We start from the raw sequence: 18,519 nt of genomic DNA, 5'->3' as shown, positions 1-18,519 counted from the left end.
GGAGGCTCATGCCGTACGACGTGGAGAAGCCGGACGAGCAGTGGCGCGCGGAACTGACCCCGGGCGAGTACGCGGTCCTGCGGCAGGCGGCGACCGAGCCCGCCTTCACCGGTGAGTACACCGACACCAAGACCCGGGGTGTCTACTCGTGCCGTGCCTGCGGCGCGGACCTGTTCACCTCGGACACGAAGTTCGAGTCCCACTGCGGCTGGCCGTCCTTCTTCGACCCCAAGGACACCGACGCGGTGGAGCTGATCGAGGACCGGTCGCACGGCATGGTGCGGGTCGAGGTGCGGTGCGCCCGGTGCGGCTCGCACCTCGGGCACGTCTTCGAGGGCGAGGGGTACCCGACGCCCACGGACCAGCGATACTGCATCAACTCGATCGCGGTGCGGCTCACGCCCGACGCGAACTGAGCGGGTCAGGGGGTTCCTCCGGGCGGACGGCCCGGAGGAACCCCCTGATCTGCTCGCTTCGTTCCTCGTCGGTGAGCAGGCCCGAGTCCAACAGGCCGGTAGCGGAGTCCGCGCACTGCGCGCAGACCGTCTTGAGCCGCTCACCCAGCGTCGCGCGCTCCCTGCCCGTGGTGGAGCGCATTCCCGTACGGACCGCCACCGCGTGCCGGTAGAGCGCGGCCACATGCTGTTCGCGGGCACCCACGTTGTCCGGGTCGTCCTCGCACACCCGCCGCAGGTCCTCGGCGACCGACCGGGCGGCGCTCACGGGGTCCAGTCCGCTCCGGTCCTTGGCCAGAACCGCCTTCACCACCAGCGTGCGACGGTCCCGCACGGTCTCGGCATCCGTCCACCGCGCGAGTTCCGCGGCGATGACGGACGCCTCGGGAACGTCCCTCCCCGAGGTGATCCAGCTGTGGTACGCCTCGACGAGGAGGCGGCGCAGCGACACCTCGTCGGGCTCGCGCAGCAGGAGTTCCCGCACCCGGTCCACGGCCTCGGCGAACTTCCCGCGGGTGATGTCGAGACGGACCTGCGACAGGGCGACCTGCCGTCGTCCCCGCGCGCTGAACGCCTCGCGCAGCGCCTGATCCAGCACCCGCCGGGCCTCGTCGTGCCGGTCGAGGGCGCTGAGGACCACGGCCAGGGTGCGGGCGGGGCCGGTGGCCCCGGGGAGCCGTTCCACCCAGCGTTCCAGGGCGGTCACGGCGGCCGTGAGGATGCCGCGTTCCCTCTCGTCGGCGGGGCGCCCGGCGTCCCGCAGCCTCTCCAGGATCGCGAACGCCGACTCGGCGGACGGGTGGTAGAGGCGCTGGGGGTCGTCGAGGGCGCCGGACCAGCGTTCGGGGATGACGTCGTCATTGCGTCCCCAGGAGCGGGTCATCCGCCGGAACCGGTCGGAGAAGTGCCGCGTCGCGGGCCCGGACGCAGCCTGCTCGGCGGCCTCGTGAATACACCCCAGGGCGAAGTCGCAGGCATGCTCGGTCAGCCGGTTGTACCTCTCGATGATCTGCCCGGCGTCACCCCGCAGGCCCAGCTTCTGGGCGCTCACGAGCAGCCCCGGATCCGCCGGGTCCAGGGGGAGGGAGTCGACGAGGCGCAGACCCGCGAGCACGTCACCCGAGTACTCGGTGAGCGGCCACTCGGACGCCGGCCCCTGCACCGCGCCGGCGAGCCGGTGCTTCCACAGGATCCGGTCCCGCGCCCACTCCAGGTGCGCGCCCTCCTCGGCCTCGTCCCCCGCACGCCGGGTGCGTCCCCGCGCCGTGGACGCCGCCTCGTACGCCTCGTCGATCAGCTCGTCGCACAGCTTCCGGAAGCCCGCCCTGGTCCTGGGCGGGAGCAGCCGCACGGTCGCTTCGACGGTCGCCTTGCGACGGTCCCGGGCAGCCGCCAGCTCGGTCTCCTCGACGGAGCGGCCGACGCCGAGCAGCAGGGTCGGACCGCGCTGGGAGAGCATGTGATTGAGCTCTTCCAGCCGCAGGTGGGCGACGGTGGCCGTGACCTTTCCGGCACTGGCCAGCAGGGGCACCACCTGCGCGGTCTCCTGCTCCGTCTCCCGGTCGTCCGTGGCGCGCGGACAGAGGGGAGCCGTACCGAAGGACGCGGCCAGCACGCGATGCAGCTCGGCGCGTTCGGCGGCACCGCGGCGCAGGTCCCCGTCGAGCACGGCCCCCAGGTACAGCGCTTCGAGGTGGCGCCGCCACGCGTGCGCGGCCTGGCCCAAGTCACCGGCGGTGGTGTGCGCGACCGCCAGGTTGCGCAGCACGGCCGGATGCAGGGGGTCGTCGGAGAGCATGGCGTTCCAGCCCCGCCGGGCCGCCGCCGACCGACCCAGCCGCTGGTCGGACTCGGCCTGCCGCCCGCCGAGGTAGGTCCGCAGCATCACCACCGCGTCCCGGTGCCCGAGCCCGGCCGGATAGCGCTCCAGGGTCCGCCAGGCCTCGGCGAAATTGGCGTCGAGCGCCTGCTCGGCGACGGCCAGGGCATGCCGCACCCGCTCGCGCGGGCCGGCCTGCGCGTCCGGCGGCGGGGGAGAGGGGCGTGGGGCGGGCGGCGTCGTGACGGTCGCCGTCGGGCCGGCGGGGGGCGTGCCGGGGGCCGAGTCGAGGGCGGTGAGCCGCTCCGCGAGCGCCCGGGCGGCCGGTGAGGGCGCGGGAGCGGCCTGCGCGAACTCCGCCCGCCCGGGCGCGAGGTTCTTGCGAACCCTCTTGTTGAGGATGTTGCGCAGACCCCCCGGGCCCTCCTGGAACCGCGTCTCGCACTCCTCCACCCGCCGGTGGAACTCCGCGAAGGGCATCACCAGTCCGTTCGCCGACGCCTCGGCGGCCTTGAGATCCTGCACCGCCTCCAGCCGGTCGAGCCGCACCGCTTCCAGGCGGTCGACCAGACGGAGGAGGAGTTCCTGGTCGCCCAGGACGCGGGCGTAGTCCGGCTCCTCGGTGACGGGGGTCCTGGCGAGAGCCTTGGCATGGTCGAGCGCGTCCCCGGCGAGGCCGGCCAGCCGGGCGGCCGTCTCCTCCAGGAGAGCCAGCCGGTCGTCGGGAGGAGGTGTGCCGGCGGGGTCCGTCTCCAGGGCGGACAGGCGCTCTCGCAGCGTCAGCGCCTCCTGGCCCGGCGCGGGCTCCGTCGTGCCGAAGTCCCGCTCCTTCGCGGCCAGTCGCTTGGCGACCCGCTTGTTCAGGATGGTCCGCAGACTGCCCAGCGGTTCCTGGAACGAGGCCTGGCACGCACCGAGCCGCCGCTGGAACTCCTCGAAGGCCATCACCAGACCCGAGGGCTCACGGTCCTGGAACCGCTGGAGCTCCTCCAGCCGGGTCTGCCGGACGGCCTCCAGACGCTCCAGGAGGTCCGTCAGCACGTCCCGGTCCCCGGCGACCCTGGCGTAACCGGCCGCGTCCGCCACCGTGGCTCCCGCCAGGTCCTTGGCGTGGGCCCGGGCGTCCGTCGCGAGGCCGGTCAGAGAGGCGGCGGTCTGCTCGAAGAACGCCAGCCGCCCGTCGGGATCCGGCGGTCCCGGTGCGTCAGGACCGGCCGGTGGCGCAACGTCCGCCATCGGTTCGGCGGGCTCGGCCGCGAGCTGTTCCACGGCCGACCGCATCGCCTTCTCGTGCCGTTCGGGGTCGCCGTCGGTGAACTCCCGCGCCGCCGCGTGGGCACCCGGGTCCGGGAAGGCGAGCGGACGCCGGAACAGGCGCCTGCGGTGGATCAGCGCGATGAGCACGTCGGGCAGGGAGCGGTCGGAAAGGCACTCGGCGAGCCGGTCCGGCAACTCGTGGAGGTCCGCGTCGAAGAGATCGCACACCAGGTGCAGCATGCGGGTCGCGGGGCCGTCGTCGGGCGGGAGCCGCTTCGCCAGCCGGCGGACGGTCGCCGTCGGATAGCCGTACACCATCCACTGCACGGCGAGGACGCTGAACGCCGCCGTCCGGCCCGGGCGCCGGCCGGACAGGTCGGCGATGCTTTCCAGTTCGGCGGCGAGCACGTCCCGGGTCTGGGTGGTGGTGTTGCCGCGAAGCCGGCTGTCGGCCGTCATGTCGTGGATGCCGGTCCAGCGGCAGACGCCGGGGCGGAGCAGCGGCCGAGCGGCCGCCGAGGCGCCGCCCTCCGCGCCCTCGCCGTCCTCGGCGGGTACGGCGCTCTCCTCATCCACCGGGAGGAAGTCGTGGCGGCCCTCGCGCACCGTGGCCGCGATCGTCTCGGCCCGCGACCGGTGATCGCCGTCCGTGCTCTCCCCCTGTCGGCCCATGGTCCGGTACGCGAGGCTCAGATGGGCCCAGACGCGGTGATTGCCCGGGGAGAGGGCCGCGGCCGCCGTGAACCAGGGGACGGCGGCCTCCGGCCGGCCGTGGCGCAGGTAGAGCAGTCCCACGTGGTACGGGTGTTTGGGGTTCGTGCCGTCCAGCCGGTGGGCGCGGGTCAGCATCGTCAGCGCCGTCGCCGGTTCGGTGGCCGGATGCACACCGATCCGGAAGCCGGCCTCGACGGCCGCCTCCAACTGGCCCTGGGTGAGCGGCCGTCCCTCTTCCAGATCGGACCACAGCCCGTCCGCCAGGCGGCGCAGCACCTCCGGCCGGTTCTCCAGGGGCCCACGGGATGTCATGACGACTCCTCCAGCTCCTCGGGGGACAGGATCAGCAGCCGCTCGCCGTCCGACACCGCCGCCCGCCGCCCGTCCGGGGAGACGGCCATCGGAAAGCCGGAGACATAGGTGGTGCGGCCGTCGCGGACCAGGGCGTGGGAGCCGTCGGGGCACTCCATGACCAGCAGCTGTCCGCCGGCACCGGAGCCCACCGGTCGCGCACCCGGCACGGTCCCGAAGCCGACCCGCACCGCCAGCTCGGCGTCGAAGCAGACGCCCTGTCCGGCCGCGTCGACGATCGCCGTCAGTTCACCGCCCGTCAGCGTCCCGGTGATCGCCGTCACCGGCTGGGTGACCCGGAGCAGCCGTCCAGCGGTCAGGTCCAGCCGGTACACCTGGTGCTCCCCGACGACCAGCGCGAAGTTCCGTATGCGTGTGGCCGCCAGGAGCACCGGTTCCAGAAGGTGCTCGCCCTCCACCCGGCCGTCCGTGTACCGGGTGAGCCTGCCGTCCAGGCCGCCCACCAGGAGTCCCGGGCCGTCCGCCGCCAGGACCTGGACGCCCGCCGCGTGCTCCAGCACCGGCTCCGGCTCCTCGGCGTCGAGCGACACCCTCCAGACCGACCCGCCCCACATGCCCGCGTACAGCTCGTCCCCGGCGAAGGCCAGCGCCCCCGGCACGTTGAGCCGCCCGCCGTGCGGCGCCGGAAGGTCCACGACCCGGGTGCGGCCGTCGGGCGCCGCCAGCACCACCCGCCCCGACCAGTCGGCGACGGCGACGCAGCGCTCCCCGCGCGCCCACAGCCGCGGCCGCTCCCTGAGCTGCGCCGTACCGGCGGCCTCGTGCTCCGCCGTGTGCACGGCCAGGGTCCGCCCGTCGAGCACGGCCAGGGCCCGGCCGTCGGGGAAGAAGACCGGGTGCCCGCGCGCGGTGAGGACCGGGCGGTCCGGCTCGTCCCAGGACGGCTGTTCGTCAGGAGCCCGCACCTCGAAGGGCGGGGTCAGCACCGGTTCGCAGCCGGGGGCGGTCGCGACGAGCCGTACCTGCGCTGCGGGCGTGCGGAACGCGAGGTCGCCGAAGACCGCCGTGCTGCCGGCGGCCGACACGGAGAGCGTCCCGGTCAGTTCCGCGGTGGGCGGTTCCGCGGTCAGGGTGACCGTGGCCCCGGACGGCCACGGGGACATGCCGTCCGGCGCCGTGCCGGTCACGCGCACGGGCGGCAGCGTGTGACCGGCGACCGCGCCGGTGACCGGGGTGTCGAAGCGCAGGACGACGCCGGGCTCGGCCGGGCGCAGCCCCACGGCCTTGCACACCTCGTCGATCCAGTGGGGCCGTGCCGCGGAGATCCAGTTGATCCGGTGCACGCTGTACGGCACCTTCGCCACCGCTCCCGGATCGATGAGCAGCGGGATGAGCCGGCCGCCCTCCGGGGGGTTCAGCTTGAGTGCCTCGTGCAGTTCCCACTGGCAGACGTGCTTGTCGAAGTACGTCGACGAGTAGAGCGCCACGACACGACGGCTTCGCGGGAGCGCGTCCTCCAGGAAGCCCTGCCAGTCCGCGCCGACCGGGGTGCCGCTGCTGCTGGACACGTCCAGGTAGATCTTCGGCGCGGCACCGTCCGCTGTCACGCAGCCGCTCAGGGCGTCGTACAGGTCCTTGGCGTGGATGTAGTCCTCGCGGGCGTAGCTGATGAACACGTCCCAGTGGTCGGTGCCGGACGCCGTCGCCGTGGTGTCCGTCGTCATCCCAGTACCTTCGAGATCGTGGCGATCAGCTCGTCGAGCAGCTCGGTCTCCCGGGCGGCCAGCGTCTTCTTGTGGTTGCGGCGGAGCGCGCGGGCCTCCTCGCGGATTCCGGACAGCTTCGTACGCAGCGTGTACGGATCCGGGGGCGGCGGCGCGAGGAAGTCGCGCACCGTCATCGGCATATCCGAGTACTCGGACCCCCGTTGCGGCTTGACCAGCTCGTTGAACCGCTTGACGAGGTCCGACACCAGCAACCCCGCACGGACCCGGTCGAGTTCCGCCCGGCGCATGCTCACCAGCTCCGCCAGTTTCTCGAACTGTTCCTGCCCGGTGCCCTTCCCGGCCGCACGGCGCTTGTCCTTGATCCGCGCGGCCAGGTCGTCCAGAGAGCGGGCCAGCCGGTCCGCCGCCGCGGTGTCGGTGAGACCGCCCTGTACCGGGGCCATGGCGGCGTCGTACCTGTCGTAGAGGTCCGCCACGACCATGGCGTCCCCGACCTCGGAGAGCCGCTGGCCGATCGCCTTCTCGAGTTCACGCACGACCTGCCCGCCCTGCTCGCTCAGGGCCGCCGCCCGGAGTGCGGGCAGCCCGCGTTGCAACACGGTCAGCCGGGTGCGCAGCCTGGCCAGGCTGTCGGCGGACACCCCGCCGCTCACCGACTTCATGGCGGCGACGTACTCGTCGACCGCCGGGTTGATCACCGTCGCCTCCTGCCAGCCGCGGATCGCCGCCAGCAGCTCGCCGGCCTGGGTGATGGTGGCGTCACGCCCGGCGATCTCCGCGCAGGCCGCCGCCCGTTCGGGATCGCGGCCCAGGCGCAGCAGGCAGGCCGCGTAGAGGAAGTTGAGCCAGCGGAAGCCCGGCACCAGCGGCAGGACCCGGGCCAGCACCTGCTCCGCCGCCTCCGCCAGGCCGGCCTGCATCAGGGCCGCGGCACTCTGGCCGTCCGGCTCGGCGATCAACGAGTAGACGTCGTCGGCGCGGTCGTCGGGCAGTCGCGGTGCGGGCGGCGAGGCGCCGGTCCAGCCGGTGACGCACAGCGCGAGGTAGGCATCGAAGTCCTCGATGACGGCGCTGCGCCGCCAACGGGGTTCCATCCGGGCCAGCTCGGCGCGCGCCAGGCGCGGGTTGCGCGCCTTGAACGCCGCCACGGCCGGCGCCGCTGCCGGGCGCAGATACGGCAGGAGGAGCCGGCGGGCCAGCGCCGAGACCTGCTCCCGGTCGACGTCCGCTTCCGCGGCACCCCGGGTGGCGGTCTCCAGGGCCTGGTCCAGCGCGCCGGCCCTGGCCTGTCCGAGAGCCACGAGACAGGACAACGACCCCTCCTCCGGGGCCAGTTCCAGGAACGCCTCCGCCCGCTCCAGCGCACTCCGGGGGTCCGAGCGGGCCGTGCGGGCGTAGGCGCCGACCTCCAGCGGAGTGAGCAGGCGGCGCAGTTCACGGCGCAGCTCGCGGACCTGCTCGCGCAGGCCCTCCTCCATCGGCTCGTCGCGCAGTGGACGCAGGGTCCTCAGGGCCTCCACCCGGTCCTGCCCCTCCAGCCGGTACATGCAGAACGCCCTCAGGTAGCGGGCCTCCTGGTGGCCGGGCCTGCCGCGGAGATACTCGGTCAGCAGCTCCAGGGCCGTGCCGTACTCACCGGCGTGGGCGTTCGCCCGGCCGTCCTCCAGGAGGTCCTCGCCGTCGTCGCCGATGACCAGCGACATCTCCTGGAGCGTGTCCGAGGCCATGGTGGACAGTTCCAGCAGGCGGTCCGCGACCGGAGCGGTGTGCGCGCGGCGGGCCAGCTCGTCCAGCCGACGGTCGTGCTCAGCGAGGTCGGCGTGGCGGGTGACCTCCGCGAACTCGAAGGACGGCGTCCGCAGCGACTGGACGGGGCCGACGTCCCGGAACGAGTGGCGGTCGTCCGACGGACCGGTCATGCGGACTCCCCTCCGGAATACGGCGACTCCCCGAGCTCCGACACCTCGCCGGGATCGGGCACCGAACCCAGCGCGTGCGCGGCCAGCTCCCGGCAGAGCAGGTACTCGGACTCCTGGTCGACCTTCACCATCAGCAGCAACACCCGGGCCAGCCCGGCCTGTTCGAAGAGCTGCTTCTCGTCCGCCGCCGGCCGGCTCTCCACGGTCGGGAGCCGGTCGAGCAGCGCGGCGCGGTCCAACGTACGGCCCCGCCCGGGCAGCAGGCCGGCCAGCCGCCCGGGCGTCGGTGCGCCGTCCCGTCGCCGGGGCGCGAGGCGCCTAGGCACGATCCTGGTCATCGCTCTCCTCGGGCAGCAGGATCTCTCCTGTGGTGGTGATGAGCTTGTGCTCCGCTCGGTGCAGCACCTCGGCGCCGTCGCCGTACACCCGGGAGGCGGCCTCGAGTTCCTCCATCAGCGCGCGCAGGGCGACCTTGGCGGGGGCGTCCTCGGGGAGGTCACGGATTCTCGGGTACACGATCAGTTCGACGCGGCGGCGCAGTGCCTCGTTGCGGCGCCGCAGGTCGTCCTGGGGGGCCCGCTGCCGGGGCATGGGCGTCGTGTCGAGGTCTCCCGCAGCGCCGAACTGCCCGAACCTGTCCTTGAGTCGGCGATAGTGGGCCCGGTCCTCGGGCGAGCGGTCGGGATCGTCGAGGAACTCGCTCACCAGGACCAGGTAGCGGGAGAGGGCGTCCCCGTCGTCGCCCAGGGCCCGTTCCCGTTCCATCAGGTCCAGCACCTCGGGCAGCGTGATGCCCCTGGCGAGGTTCCTTCCTTTGTCCAGCATGTCCAGGGCCCGCTCGCGCTCGGGCCGGCTCAGGGCGAAGTAGTAGCGGACCAGGCCCTCGACGAGCGCGGCGTCACCGAGGTCGGGGTCCGCCTCGCGCACCGCGGCCGCCCGCCGCTCCAGTTCCTCGACGTCGGCCGGCCACGGTGCCCCGGACTGCGGGGGCCTGCCGAGCCACTCCCGCACCAACGCGACCAGCCGCAGCACCTCGACGCCGGTGCGCAGCAGTCCTGTCGTGGGCTCGTCGGCCGGGAGGCCCGCCATCTGGCGGCTCAGCCGTTCCAGCCGCTCGCCCAGCTCGGCGGGATCGCCGTCCGCCCAGTCGCAGACCAGGACCCCCAACTCCGCCTCTACCGTGGGCAATCCGCGGGAGGCGGCGCGCTCCCGCGCGCCGGTGAACGCCTCGCGGGCGTCCTCGGTGCGCCCGTCGAACACCGACTGCACGCCCTTGACGAGTTGCAGGTCGTTGACCTCGGGCGGGATCCGGTCGGTGAGTTCTCCCAGTTCCCGGACCCGGTCGAAGTGGTGCAGCGCCCCGTCGGTCTCCCGCCGCCGCCAGTGCTCGACGGCCAGCTGGAGGTGGGAGACGGCAGCGATACGGCGGCTCTGCGGGCGGGTGTCCAGCAGCGCGGTGTGTTCCGTGTACAGGTCGGTGACACGGTCGTGGTTCCTCAGCTGTGCCTGCACCCACAGCTCGAGGTAGGCGGTGTCCTCCGTGCGGCCCTCGGCGGCGATCAGCTCGTCGATGACGGTCGCGGCGGCTCCGTAGCGGGCCGGCTCGTACCGCCCCAGCATGGCCCGCGCGCAGGCCTGGGCGAACCGGATCCGGTCGAGCGCCCGGCCCCGTGGCCCCGCGTTGACGGCCTGCCCCAGCAACTGGTCGGCGCGCTCCAGCTCGTCGCGGTCGTCGCTGTCGAGAAGTGCCAGTGACCGCTCGTACGGCAGCCGCCAGCGACTGGGCAGCACCAGGAGGAAGTACCCGGCACCGGTCAGGACGGCGAGGAGCAGCAGGGGCAGGACGACCGCCAGCAGAATCGTGATCACCCGCGGCTCCCGCCGTTGCGCCTGTCGTGCAGCTTCCGGACGAGGTCCGCGTACCTCATGCCGTGTTCGTGGATGTCGCGCCGGGTCATCTGACCGTTCTCCCTGAGGCGCCGTAAACCGGCCCCGACCTGTTCGGCGACCTGCTCCGCCTCGTCCAGCCGGTCGAGCAGCAGGAAGGTGACGGCGTAGTCGAGCATGAGGTCCAGACGCCACCACATCAGCGTGGACCCGTCGTGCAGCCAGCGGTGCGCGAACGCGTTGGCCTCGGCCAGCTCGCCCTGGCCGATGAGGCACAGGGCCATCTCGTGGGCGTGTTCGCGGCGCCGGTCGGGCGGCAGCCCGTCGAATGCCGTGCGGGCCGTGGCCAGGAGCCGGTGGGCGAACGAGCCGTCCGTGGCCCCGGCGAGCCGTCCCTGCACGACCGCCCACAGACCACCGATGATCGACAGCTGTGCCGTGTACGCCTCGCTGCGCTCCGGGTCCGCCTGTACCGCGCGCTCCAGGAGCGACAGCGCCTCCAGCGGGTCGTGCAGGTCCTGGTGGGCGATCTCGGCGGCGAGGATCAGCAGCGGGTAGCCGGGGCTGTCGACCAGGGCCGCGTGGGTGAGTCCGACGGCCTTGCGCGGCCTGCCCTCGGCACGGAGGGCGTGCACCGCGACCAGGGGATCCATCGCGTGCCGCGCCTCGTCGAGGGTGTCGGCGAGGCGCAGCGGATCGACGGGCCGCGATCCCGAGGTGAGGGCGCGCAACTGTTCGTGCGCCGCCCGGACCGGCTCCACGCGCCGCGTCCAGGACGGCAGCCTGCTGCCGTGCGGCCGGGAGGCGAACACGGCGGCACACGCCGCCCGTTGCAGGAGCCGTTCGCTGTCGGCGTCCGGCGGTGACTCGAAGCAGCCCAGGGCCGCGACGCCCAGGGCGTGCAGACCGGGGTCCCGGTCGCCGGCCGGGAGACCGCGAGCCGCTTCCGGCGCGAGGTGCGCCAGACGCTCCGGCTCCGCGAAGAGCTGACCGACGGACGGTGCTCCCCAGGCGGGCAGGGGCAGCAGCAGCGGGCCGTGTCCGCCCAGCACGATGTCCGCGGGCAGGGCCACCAGCTCGGGGCCGATCGCGGAGCGCCAGGCCGGGAGCGCACGCAGTGCCCCGGCCACGGACGCGAGCCGTGCGGCCGCCGTGTCCTCGGAGAGGGCGTCGGCGAGCGCGCGGGGCGCGTCGGTCTCGTAGCTGACGACCTGGAACCAGCGCCCGGCGAGCTGCCGTTGCTCGCCCTGCTCGCCGGGGACCACGGGAACCAGCTCCGGCCTGCGCGGCCGGGTGTGCCAGGCCAGCAGTTCGGAGCGCTGGTCGCCGTCGATCTCCTCGACGGGGACCAGCCGGTACCAGCGGCGGCGGTGCGGCGCGCGATAGAGCGTGCCCCACCAGCCGACGCCGACGTACTCGGCGTCGAGCTCCGCGGCGACGGCCGCGTGCGAGGCCTCCAGGGTCGTGGTCAAAGCTCGTCCTCGAGCCCGTCGGCGAGCTCGTCCAGCGTGTCCTCGTCGGCACCGGCGCGCACCGCGTCCCAGAACGCGCCCAGGGCGGCGGTGAGGGCGGGCGAGGCCTGCCCGTCGCGGCCCGCCCGCAAGGCCTTCTTGACCATGCGGCGGTACTCGGCCGGCACGACCGCGGGGTCGATCCCGGCGTCGCCACCGGCGGAGGGAGCCGCGCCCTGAGCGGGGACGGAGGCGGGCGCCGTGGCGGCGACCGGCCCGGGCACTCCGGCGGCGACCGGGTCCGGCAAGCCGGCGGCGGGGTCAGGCAAACCGGCGGCGACGGGGCCGGGCGAGCCGGTGGCGGCCGGGCCGGTGGAGCCGGGGGCCACCGGGCCCGGCAATCCGGTCCCGGCCGGGGCCGGAACCTCGGCCGTGACCGGTCCCGGGACCGTGGCGGCGACCGGTGCAGGGACGGTGAACTCCGCCGATCCGACCCGCTGTTGACCCACGGTCGGCATCCCGGCGCCGGGCTGCCCGTCCGTCGCGAACAACCGCACCAGTGCCGCCCGCCGCTCCGCCAGCTCGTCCAGCTTGCCGATGGTGGTGCTCTGGTCGAACGTCGCCTGGTACTCCCGCCCGGTGTTGGTGTGGGTGACCTGCACCCCGAGCAGTCCGTTCACGTCGAGCGAGAACTCGACCTCGAACTCGTGGTAGCCCTGCGGGCGGCGCTCGATGTCGTCGAGGTGGATCGTGCCGACGAGGGTGTTGTTGTAGACGTACTTGTCCTCGCCCTGGTAGATCACCGCCTCGATGCGGGGGGCCTGATCGGGGTTGGTGTACGTCCGCACCTGGCGCGCGGGGATCTTGGTGCCGCGCGGGATCAGCATGCTGAGCTCGCCGTCCTGCACCCCGACGCCCAGGGTGTGCTCGGTGATCAGCGTGACGGCGTAGTCCTGCTCGTCCGCGGACCGCTCGGCGGTGGGCCGGCTCGCGAGGTCGAAGGCGGGTGAGGCCTCGAACCGGTTGGCGACGATCGCCGCGCCCCGGGCGACCAGGGTGTCGGGGTTGGCGTCGCCGCGTACGAACCCCTCGTCCCGGTCGAAGTGGTTCAGAAGCATCCGCTTGACCTGCGGGATACGCGTCGAACCACCCACGAGCAGCACGGCGTTGACATGCTCGGGCAGCACGCCCTTGGCGCTCCGGGCGAACTTCAGTGCCTCGTCGACCTGCTTCAGGGACCGGTCGAGGATCGGCTGGATCAGCGTCTCGAAGGTGTCTCTGTCGAGCTCCAGCGCACGCGTCCCGCCACCGAGGTCGACGGTGGTCGCGGAGCGCAGGGACAGCTCGCGCTTCGCCGCCTCGGCGGCCGCCTTGATCTGGAGCGGCTGGACGTCCTCGGGGAGGGCGTCGCCGAGCTCCCGGACGATCCACTCCGCCACGACGTCGTCGAAGTCGCCGCCGCCGAGCCGCTGGTCACCCGCGGTCGCGATGACCTCGATCTCGTCCTCACGGGTCTCGATGATCGACACGTCGAACGTGCCGCCGCCCAGGTCGAAGACGAGGTAGACCTGCCGTTCGGACTCGGCCCTGTCGACTCCGTAGGCGATGGCCGCGGCGGTGGGCTCGGGGATGAGCTGACGCGGATACAGACCCGCCAGCAGCGCCGCCTCCTCGGTGGCCTTCTTCTGCCGCTCCATGAAGTAGGCGGGCACGGTGACCACCGCGTCGTGGATCTCCCCGCCCAGTGACCGCTCGGCGATCCGCTTCATCTTCATCAGCACCAGTGCGCTGATCTCCTGCGGTCGCAGCCACTCGTCGCCGAGCCTGGCCCGCACGGGGTCGCCCACCTGGTAGATGCCCCGCGCGCCGAAGCGTTCGAGCAGTTGCTCGTCGAACACCGCTCCCATCTCGCGCTTGATCTCCACCAAGGTGCCCTCGGCACCCGGCCCCTCGCTGATGGCGTCCTTGGCGTCGTGACCGACGACCAGCATCCCGGTGGCCGTGTCGAGCCGGACGACCGAGGGCATGGCGACGGCGGCGGCGCCCTCGCGTTCGGGGTCGGCGAGGATCTTGGGCGCGTAGTCGTCGGCGTGGTAGGCGGCCACGGCCGAGTAGGTGGTGCCCAGGTCGATGCCGACGACCCGGTGCATCTCGTCTTCCATGGGGGACCTCCGGGGTTCACTCGTCGGCGAAGCCGTCGAGCAGATGGGTGCGGGTGAAGTCGCCGGTGAAATCGGTGCGGGTGGTGTCCATGGGGTGGTGGACCGGCTCGCCCGCCGCGATGAGGAAGGCTTCGATCTCCCTGCGCAACACGGACAGGCCGATCGCCTTCTCGTCCGCGTCGAGGATCGGCTCCCAGGTCGGTACGAGGCGCAGCAGCGGAAGGGGTGGGTAACGGGCGTCGTGCGCGGCGCGGGCCTCGGCGTTCTCGATACTGGCGGCGTGCGCGGCGGCGATCTCCTCGTCGCTCGCGCCGCGGGCCCTCAGCCGGGCGTCGTTACGGTTGGCGGCCGCACGGATCTCGTCGGCCGTCGCCTCGGGCGGCACACCGAGGCGCGTGTACTCGGTCGTCCTGGGGACGACCATGGGTAACGAGAACAGCGCCCCGTCGGCCTCATGGGCAGCGGGCATCCCAACATCCCCCGTTCGCGAACGTCACGCACCGGGGGACGAGGCTGGGAAGCTCGCGCCCGGCGCAGTATTTCCTGCCACAGGACGATTGTGTGCGGTCGTGATGGTGCGCCGATTCTAGGGGGGTTCGAGAGCAAGCCGAAGCCGATCCGCACCAGTTGGGAGGACCGGGATCGACTTGACCGAATTAGATGCCTGCGCGGTCGCCGACGAGACCTGGGCGCGTCCCGGGCGCCGCATAGGATCAGGGCCGGACGTGACCCGTAGTCACGCGAAAGGGGGAGGGGACGTGACGACCCTCGCGGTGACCGGGCACATGGACCTGACCGAGGACAGCGTCCCCCTGGTGCGCGCGGCCCTGGACACGCTGCTCGAGCAGCATGCCGCCGCGGCCGGACTGGTCGGCGTCTCGTGCCTCGCCAGGGGCTCCGACGCCCTGTTCGCCGAGGTCGTCCTGGCACACGGCGGGCGTCTGGTCGTGGTCGTGCCGTCCGAGGACTACCGCCGCAAGCACGTCGGGGCCGACCACGCGCAGGCGTTCGACCGGCTCGTCGAAGCCGCCGACGAGGTGGTCGTACTGCCCTACGGCACAGCCGGGAGACCGGCGTACGACGCCGCCAACGCCGTCCTGCTGGAACGCGCCGACCGGCTCGTCGCCGTGTGGAACGGCGAGCCCCCGAGCGGCAGGGGCGGGGGCACGGCCGACGCGGTCCTCGAGGCGCGGCGGGCGGGCGTCCCGGTGGACGTGGTGTGGCCGGAAGGCGCCTGCCGCGGCTGAGCGGTTCCTCGCCCGGCCCTCGCGCCGGGGCGGCGTTCGCCATGCTGGGGGCATGAGCGACCTCGGGGATGTGCTGTGGAACGAAGCGGTCGGTCCGTCCGCGTACACGGAGGCGCAGGAACGGTACCGGCAGGCGGTGCTGGACCAGTACAAGCTCTGCGTGGAGATGGCCGACCGGGTCAGTGCCCGGCGCAACCTGACCAACACCTTCTTCCTGTCGCTCAACAGCGCGGTCGTGGCGGCCGTGGCGGCGGTCTCGGCCCGGGGGGTGTCCGGGCTGCCGGTCCTGCTGCTCCTGACCGGCCTGGTCATCCTGTTCGCCCAGTGCGCGGCCTGGTACGTCATGGTGCGCTCGTACCGGCAGCTCAACTTCGCCAAGTGGGCGGTGATCGGAGCGCTGGAGGAGCGACTGCCGGCGTTCGCCTACTCCCGGGCGGAGTGGAAGGCGTCCGGAGAGGGCCGCGACTGGCGCAAATACCTGCCCCTGACCCATGTCGAGCAATGGGTACCGGTCATCTTCGCGCTGTCGTATCTGGTGGGCTTCTGCGCCGTGGCCTTCCGGTGAGGGCGGTCCTCAGCGGCGGATCCGGCACTCCTTCTGGGTGAGGGGCGCGGTGTTCCCCGCCGTGCGCCGGCACACCACGCGGGGTGTGGACGTGCCGTCGGTGGTGCGGCTGACCTCCTTGAGGACGATGCTGTGCCCGGTGCGGTCGCCGTACAGCGGGGCGCCGGTGAAGTCGATGGTGCCGGTGGCCATGCCCTCGATCTTGACGCTGCGCAGGTTCACCCAGGTCGAGGCACGGCTCTGCGGGCGGTCGCCCCGGGTGGCCGCCCAGAACAGGGCGCGGGTCGCGTCGTGGGCGAGGGCGGTCTGGCCGCTGGCCAGGGCGGGGCTGTCGTAGCGCAGGCGGTGGTCCCGCAGTCCGGGCAGATGTTCGGCGGCGTCCAGGTAGAAGGCCGTACGGGTGGCGGCCTTCTCCAGTTCCGCGAGGGCCGCGTGGTACAGCGTGACCTTCGGGGCGACGGACTGGCCGCCGCCGGCGAAGTCGGCCTTGGACAGGTCGTCGCCGGTGAGGATGGCCAGGGGCTTCCCGGCGCAGCCCGGCTCGGTGCCCAGCTGGGTCATCAGGGGGTCGATGTCCTCGACCCGGCCCGCGAAGTAGATGACGGAGGGGACCCGGCTGCCCCGGCAGATCTCCTGGGCGTGCGAGCGGAGTTCGGGCTTGCCGCCGGTCAGCGTGTAGCGGCGCTGAGGGAGCGGGGTGAAGCCCTGTCTCCGCAGCATCCCCTGGCCGTAGCGCGCCTGTTCGTCGGTGTAGAGGTCGTCGGTCTTCGCCGTGTCGCGAGCCAGGACGAGGGCGTACTGCCTTCGGTCCGGTGTGCGCAACTGGGCGGCGATCAGCCCGAGTTGACGGGTCTGCCACTCGTCCGTGGCGGCCAGGCTGAACCAGTTGGCGAACTCGCGGGGCAGATAGGTCGCGGAGTTCGTGCCCGAGACGACCGGCAGGCCGGCCTCCATCAGGGTGCGGATCGTCGCCCGGCTCGACTCCAGGTCGCGGCCGGTGCCGACGACCCCCACCACGGTCGGGTCGTGGGCGGCGTACGCGGCGATCGACCTGGCCATCTCCTCCTGGTGGCCCAGGTCCACGCCGCCGTTGGCGATCAGGACGCGCAGCTTCACGCTGGAGTTCTCGTTGATGACGGCCTGGGCCAGATACACGCCCGCCAGTTCCTCGGCTCCCTTCACGAGGGAGGAGCCGGCCGCGGTGTCGGCGCTGAGCGGCCCGGCGTAGACGACGGTGACGTACGAGCCGTCGCGGGCGTCCGCGTTCTGCCGGGCGATGCGGTCCTCCAGGTCCGCCACCGTCCAGGGCGTCTCGTCGTCGGCCGCGAGCGCCTTGACGTCGTCGCCCGGCTCGGGCGCGGGCAGCCAGTCGGCGAAGCGGAGTCCGTCCGTCGCTATGCCGATGCACTCGGTGCGGCCGTCGGGTGCCGGCTCGCGCCGGGTGTCCCGGTTGGCGGTCAGCACGGACGCCGAGCAGTACCGGTCGTGCAGGGCGTCGGCCCGCATGACGGTGGCCGCGGCCAGCAGGGCGATCACCAGGACCAGGGTGTGCAGGGCCCACACCAGCCGGGCGAGCGTCGGCCGCGCGGAGGCCCGCAGATGGTGGCGGCCCTCCTCCAGAGGGCCCAACTGGTCGTGCGGCAGCGGGACCTTCATCACCCACGGCAGGACGGACCGTTCCCGGCTGGGTGACTGCTCGGCGCGCAGATTGCGGCCCCACTCCCGGTACCAGGTGCGCAGCCGCACCCCGAACGTGGGCGGCGTCGGGTCCGGGGCGGGCACCGTCTGGACGACACTGCGCTCCAGACGCTCCACGTCGTGGGCGCGCACCGCGGCGACCACCAGCAGCGGGTCGAGCTCGCTGCGCCGGCTGCGGACGTCGCTGATGGCCCGGATCAGCTCGACGCCGCCGTTGCGGTCGTCCGCGTGGGGCAGGAACAGCATCGGCGGGCGCGGCCGTTTGAAGCCGCGCAGGTCCCAGCTCCAGCGCCGGTGGTTGTCCCGCAGGTCCTCGCGCAGCGCCAGCACGCACAGCTGGAGGTGGAAGTCGCCACCCGCCCTGAGCGCCTCGGCCACGTCGTAGGCACGGGCCGCGATCGCCTTCCAGGAGCGCACCGGGCGCAGCAGCGACACCTCGGTGGACTCCTCCTGGTCCGCCGCCCTCAGGAAGGTCGTCGTCATGAACCAGCGGCTCTCCCGGCGCAGCCACAGGAAGATCGGCGCCCGCCCCGGCAGGACGTAGTTGAGGACCGTCAGCAGCAGCAGGAAGACGAGACCGGCGCCGACCGCGACGTACCACTCGCTGCGGGCCAGCAGTGCGGCGAGCACGGTCACCAGGCTCGCCGGGAGGATGTGTGCCATGTCGAACAGCGGCAGGCCCGAGCGCCAGCGGGCGGTGTTCTTCGGCCGCCAGCGCTGCTGCGCCAGCTCGTTCAGCAGCCGCAGCCGCTGGTCCTGCCCGGCCTCGGGGCTGCCCGGGGCGGGCGCCGGCCAGCTGTCGCCGAGCGCGGCGACCGCGTCGTCGATGGCGTGCACCAGCCGCAGCCGGGGGAACGCGTAGCGCCGGTAGAGCGCCTTCGGGCCGCCCCACTTGCGCGGGTCGCTCAGCGCCCGCACCAGGGCCGCGGCCCGGCGCACCTCCGTGGAGCCTTCGTAGGCGTCCTGGGTCACCGCGCAGCGCGTGCCGTGTGCCTCCTGGCCCGCGTGCAGCTGCCGGACCAGCCCGGCCACCGCGTCGTCGTCCCGGCTCTCCTGCGCGTGCACGACGAACACCGGCATCGGCGGTTCGGTGCTCCTGCGGAAGTCCTGGATGAGGATCTCGAGCTGGTTCTGGAGATGGCGCCCGGCGTCGCTCTCCGGCATGCCCTCGTGGCCCCCAGGGCAGTCCGGCGGCGTGCGATCGGCGTTCACCATGGGTAACCCCCGTTAACCTTCGGCGACCTACGAGGTTAACCGGTGCGTGTGGTGTGGGAGTGGGTGACGCGCGAACTCCTGTTCCGGCCCG

12 protein-coding genes are annotated in these 18,519 nt (G+C 73.2%); 3 read left to right on the top strand and 9 right to left on the bottom strand.

Annotated features, from left to right (window positions below):
- The first annotated feature begins 8 nt into the window (after positions 1-8).
- Entirely contained in the window at positions 9-416 is a 408-nt protein-coding gene (msrB, locus tag BJ965_RS08155) for a peptide-methionine (R)-S-oxide reductase MsrB (RefSeq protein ID WP_030838861.1), read from the top strand.
- Here msrB and BJ965_RS08150 read toward each other — a convergent pair.
- From BJ965_RS08150 to BJ965_RS08115, 8 genes are read right to left on the bottom strand one after another with little or no spacing between them, the layout of a single operon-like run.
- A complete protein-coding gene (locus tag BJ965_RS08150; protein WP_184908059.1) occupies positions 397-4,557 on the bottom strand; it encodes a hypothetical protein in 4,161 nt (1,386 codons plus the stop codon). The two genes, msrB and BJ965_RS08150, sit on opposite strands and share 20 nt — an antisense overlap.
- Complete coding sequence (locus BJ965_RS08145) at positions 4,554-6,281, bottom strand: toll/interleukin-1 receptor domain-containing protein (protein WP_184908058.1); 1,728 nt, start codon at positions 6,279-6,281, stop codon at positions 4,554-4,556. Before BJ965_RS08145 ends, BJ965_RS08150 begins: the two co-directional genes overlap by 4 nt.
- The gene (locus BJ965_RS08140) at positions 6,278-8,203 is read right to left on the bottom strand and encodes a hypothetical protein (protein WP_184908057.1); all 1,926 of its coding nucleotides are present in this window, start codon (positions 8,201-8,203) and stop codon (positions 6,278-6,280) included. Before BJ965_RS08140 ends, BJ965_RS08145 begins: the two co-directional genes overlap by 4 nt.
- A complete protein-coding gene (locus tag BJ965_RS08135) occupies positions 8,200-8,541 on the bottom strand; it encodes a hypothetical protein (protein ID WP_184908056.1) in 342 nt (113 codons plus the stop codon). The genes BJ965_RS08140 and BJ965_RS08135 overlap by 4 nt, the downstream gene beginning before the upstream one ends.
- Positions 8,522-10,072, bottom strand: coding sequence for a hypothetical protein (locus tag BJ965_RS08130; protein WP_184908055.1), 1,551 nt, complete (start codon positions 10,070-10,072; stop codon positions 8,522-8,524). The genes BJ965_RS08135 and BJ965_RS08130 overlap by 20 nt, the downstream gene beginning before the upstream one ends.
- A complete protein-coding gene (locus BJ965_RS08125; RefSeq protein WP_184908054.1) occupies positions 10,069-11,562 on the bottom strand; it encodes a hypothetical protein in 1,494 nt (497 codons plus the stop codon). Before BJ965_RS08125 ends, BJ965_RS08130 begins: the two co-directional genes overlap by 4 nt.
- A complete protein-coding gene (locus BJ965_RS08120) occupies positions 11,559-13,703 on the bottom strand; it encodes an Hsp70 family protein (RefSeq protein WP_184908053.1) in 2,145 nt (714 codons plus the stop codon). Before BJ965_RS08120 ends, BJ965_RS08125 begins: the two co-directional genes overlap by 4 nt.
- 16 nt (positions 13,704-13,719) lie before the next feature.
- Complete coding sequence (locus BJ965_RS08115; protein WP_184908052.1) at positions 13,720-14,172, bottom strand: hypothetical protein; 453 nt, start codon at positions 14,170-14,172, stop codon at positions 13,720-13,722.
- Between the two features lie 289 nt (positions 14,173-14,461).
- Between BJ965_RS08115 and BJ965_RS08110 the strand changes: the two genes are divergently transcribed.
- Entirely contained in the window at positions 14,462-14,950 is a 489-nt protein-coding gene (locus BJ965_RS08110) for a hypothetical protein (protein WP_184908051.1), read from the top strand.
- 52 nt (positions 14,951-15,002) lie between these two features.
- Positions 15,003-15,515: a RipA family octameric membrane protein gene (locus BJ965_RS08105; protein ID WP_184908050.1), complete on the top strand. Its 513-nt coding sequence runs from the start codon at positions 15,003-15,005 to the stop codon at positions 15,513-15,515.
- 9 nt (positions 15,516-15,524) lie between these two features.
- Here the strand turns inward: BJ965_RS08105 and BJ965_RS08100 are convergent, their stop codons facing one another.
- On the bottom strand, positions 15,525-18,428 hold the full coding sequence (locus BJ965_RS08100; protein WP_184908049.1) for an ABC transporter substrate-binding protein: 2,904 nt from the start codon (positions 18,426-18,428) through the stop codon (positions 15,525-15,527).
- Positions 18,429-18,519 lie beyond the last annotated feature (91 nt).

The organism is Streptomyces luteogriseus, from assembly GCF_014205055.1.
GTDB classification, from domain to species: domain Bacteria; phylum Actinomycetota; class Actinomycetes; order Streptomycetales; family Streptomycetaceae; genus Streptomyces; species Streptomyces luteogriseus.
The sequence above is the reverse complement of the archived record's forward strand: the minus strand, read 5'-3'. Positions and strand labels throughout refer to the sequence as shown.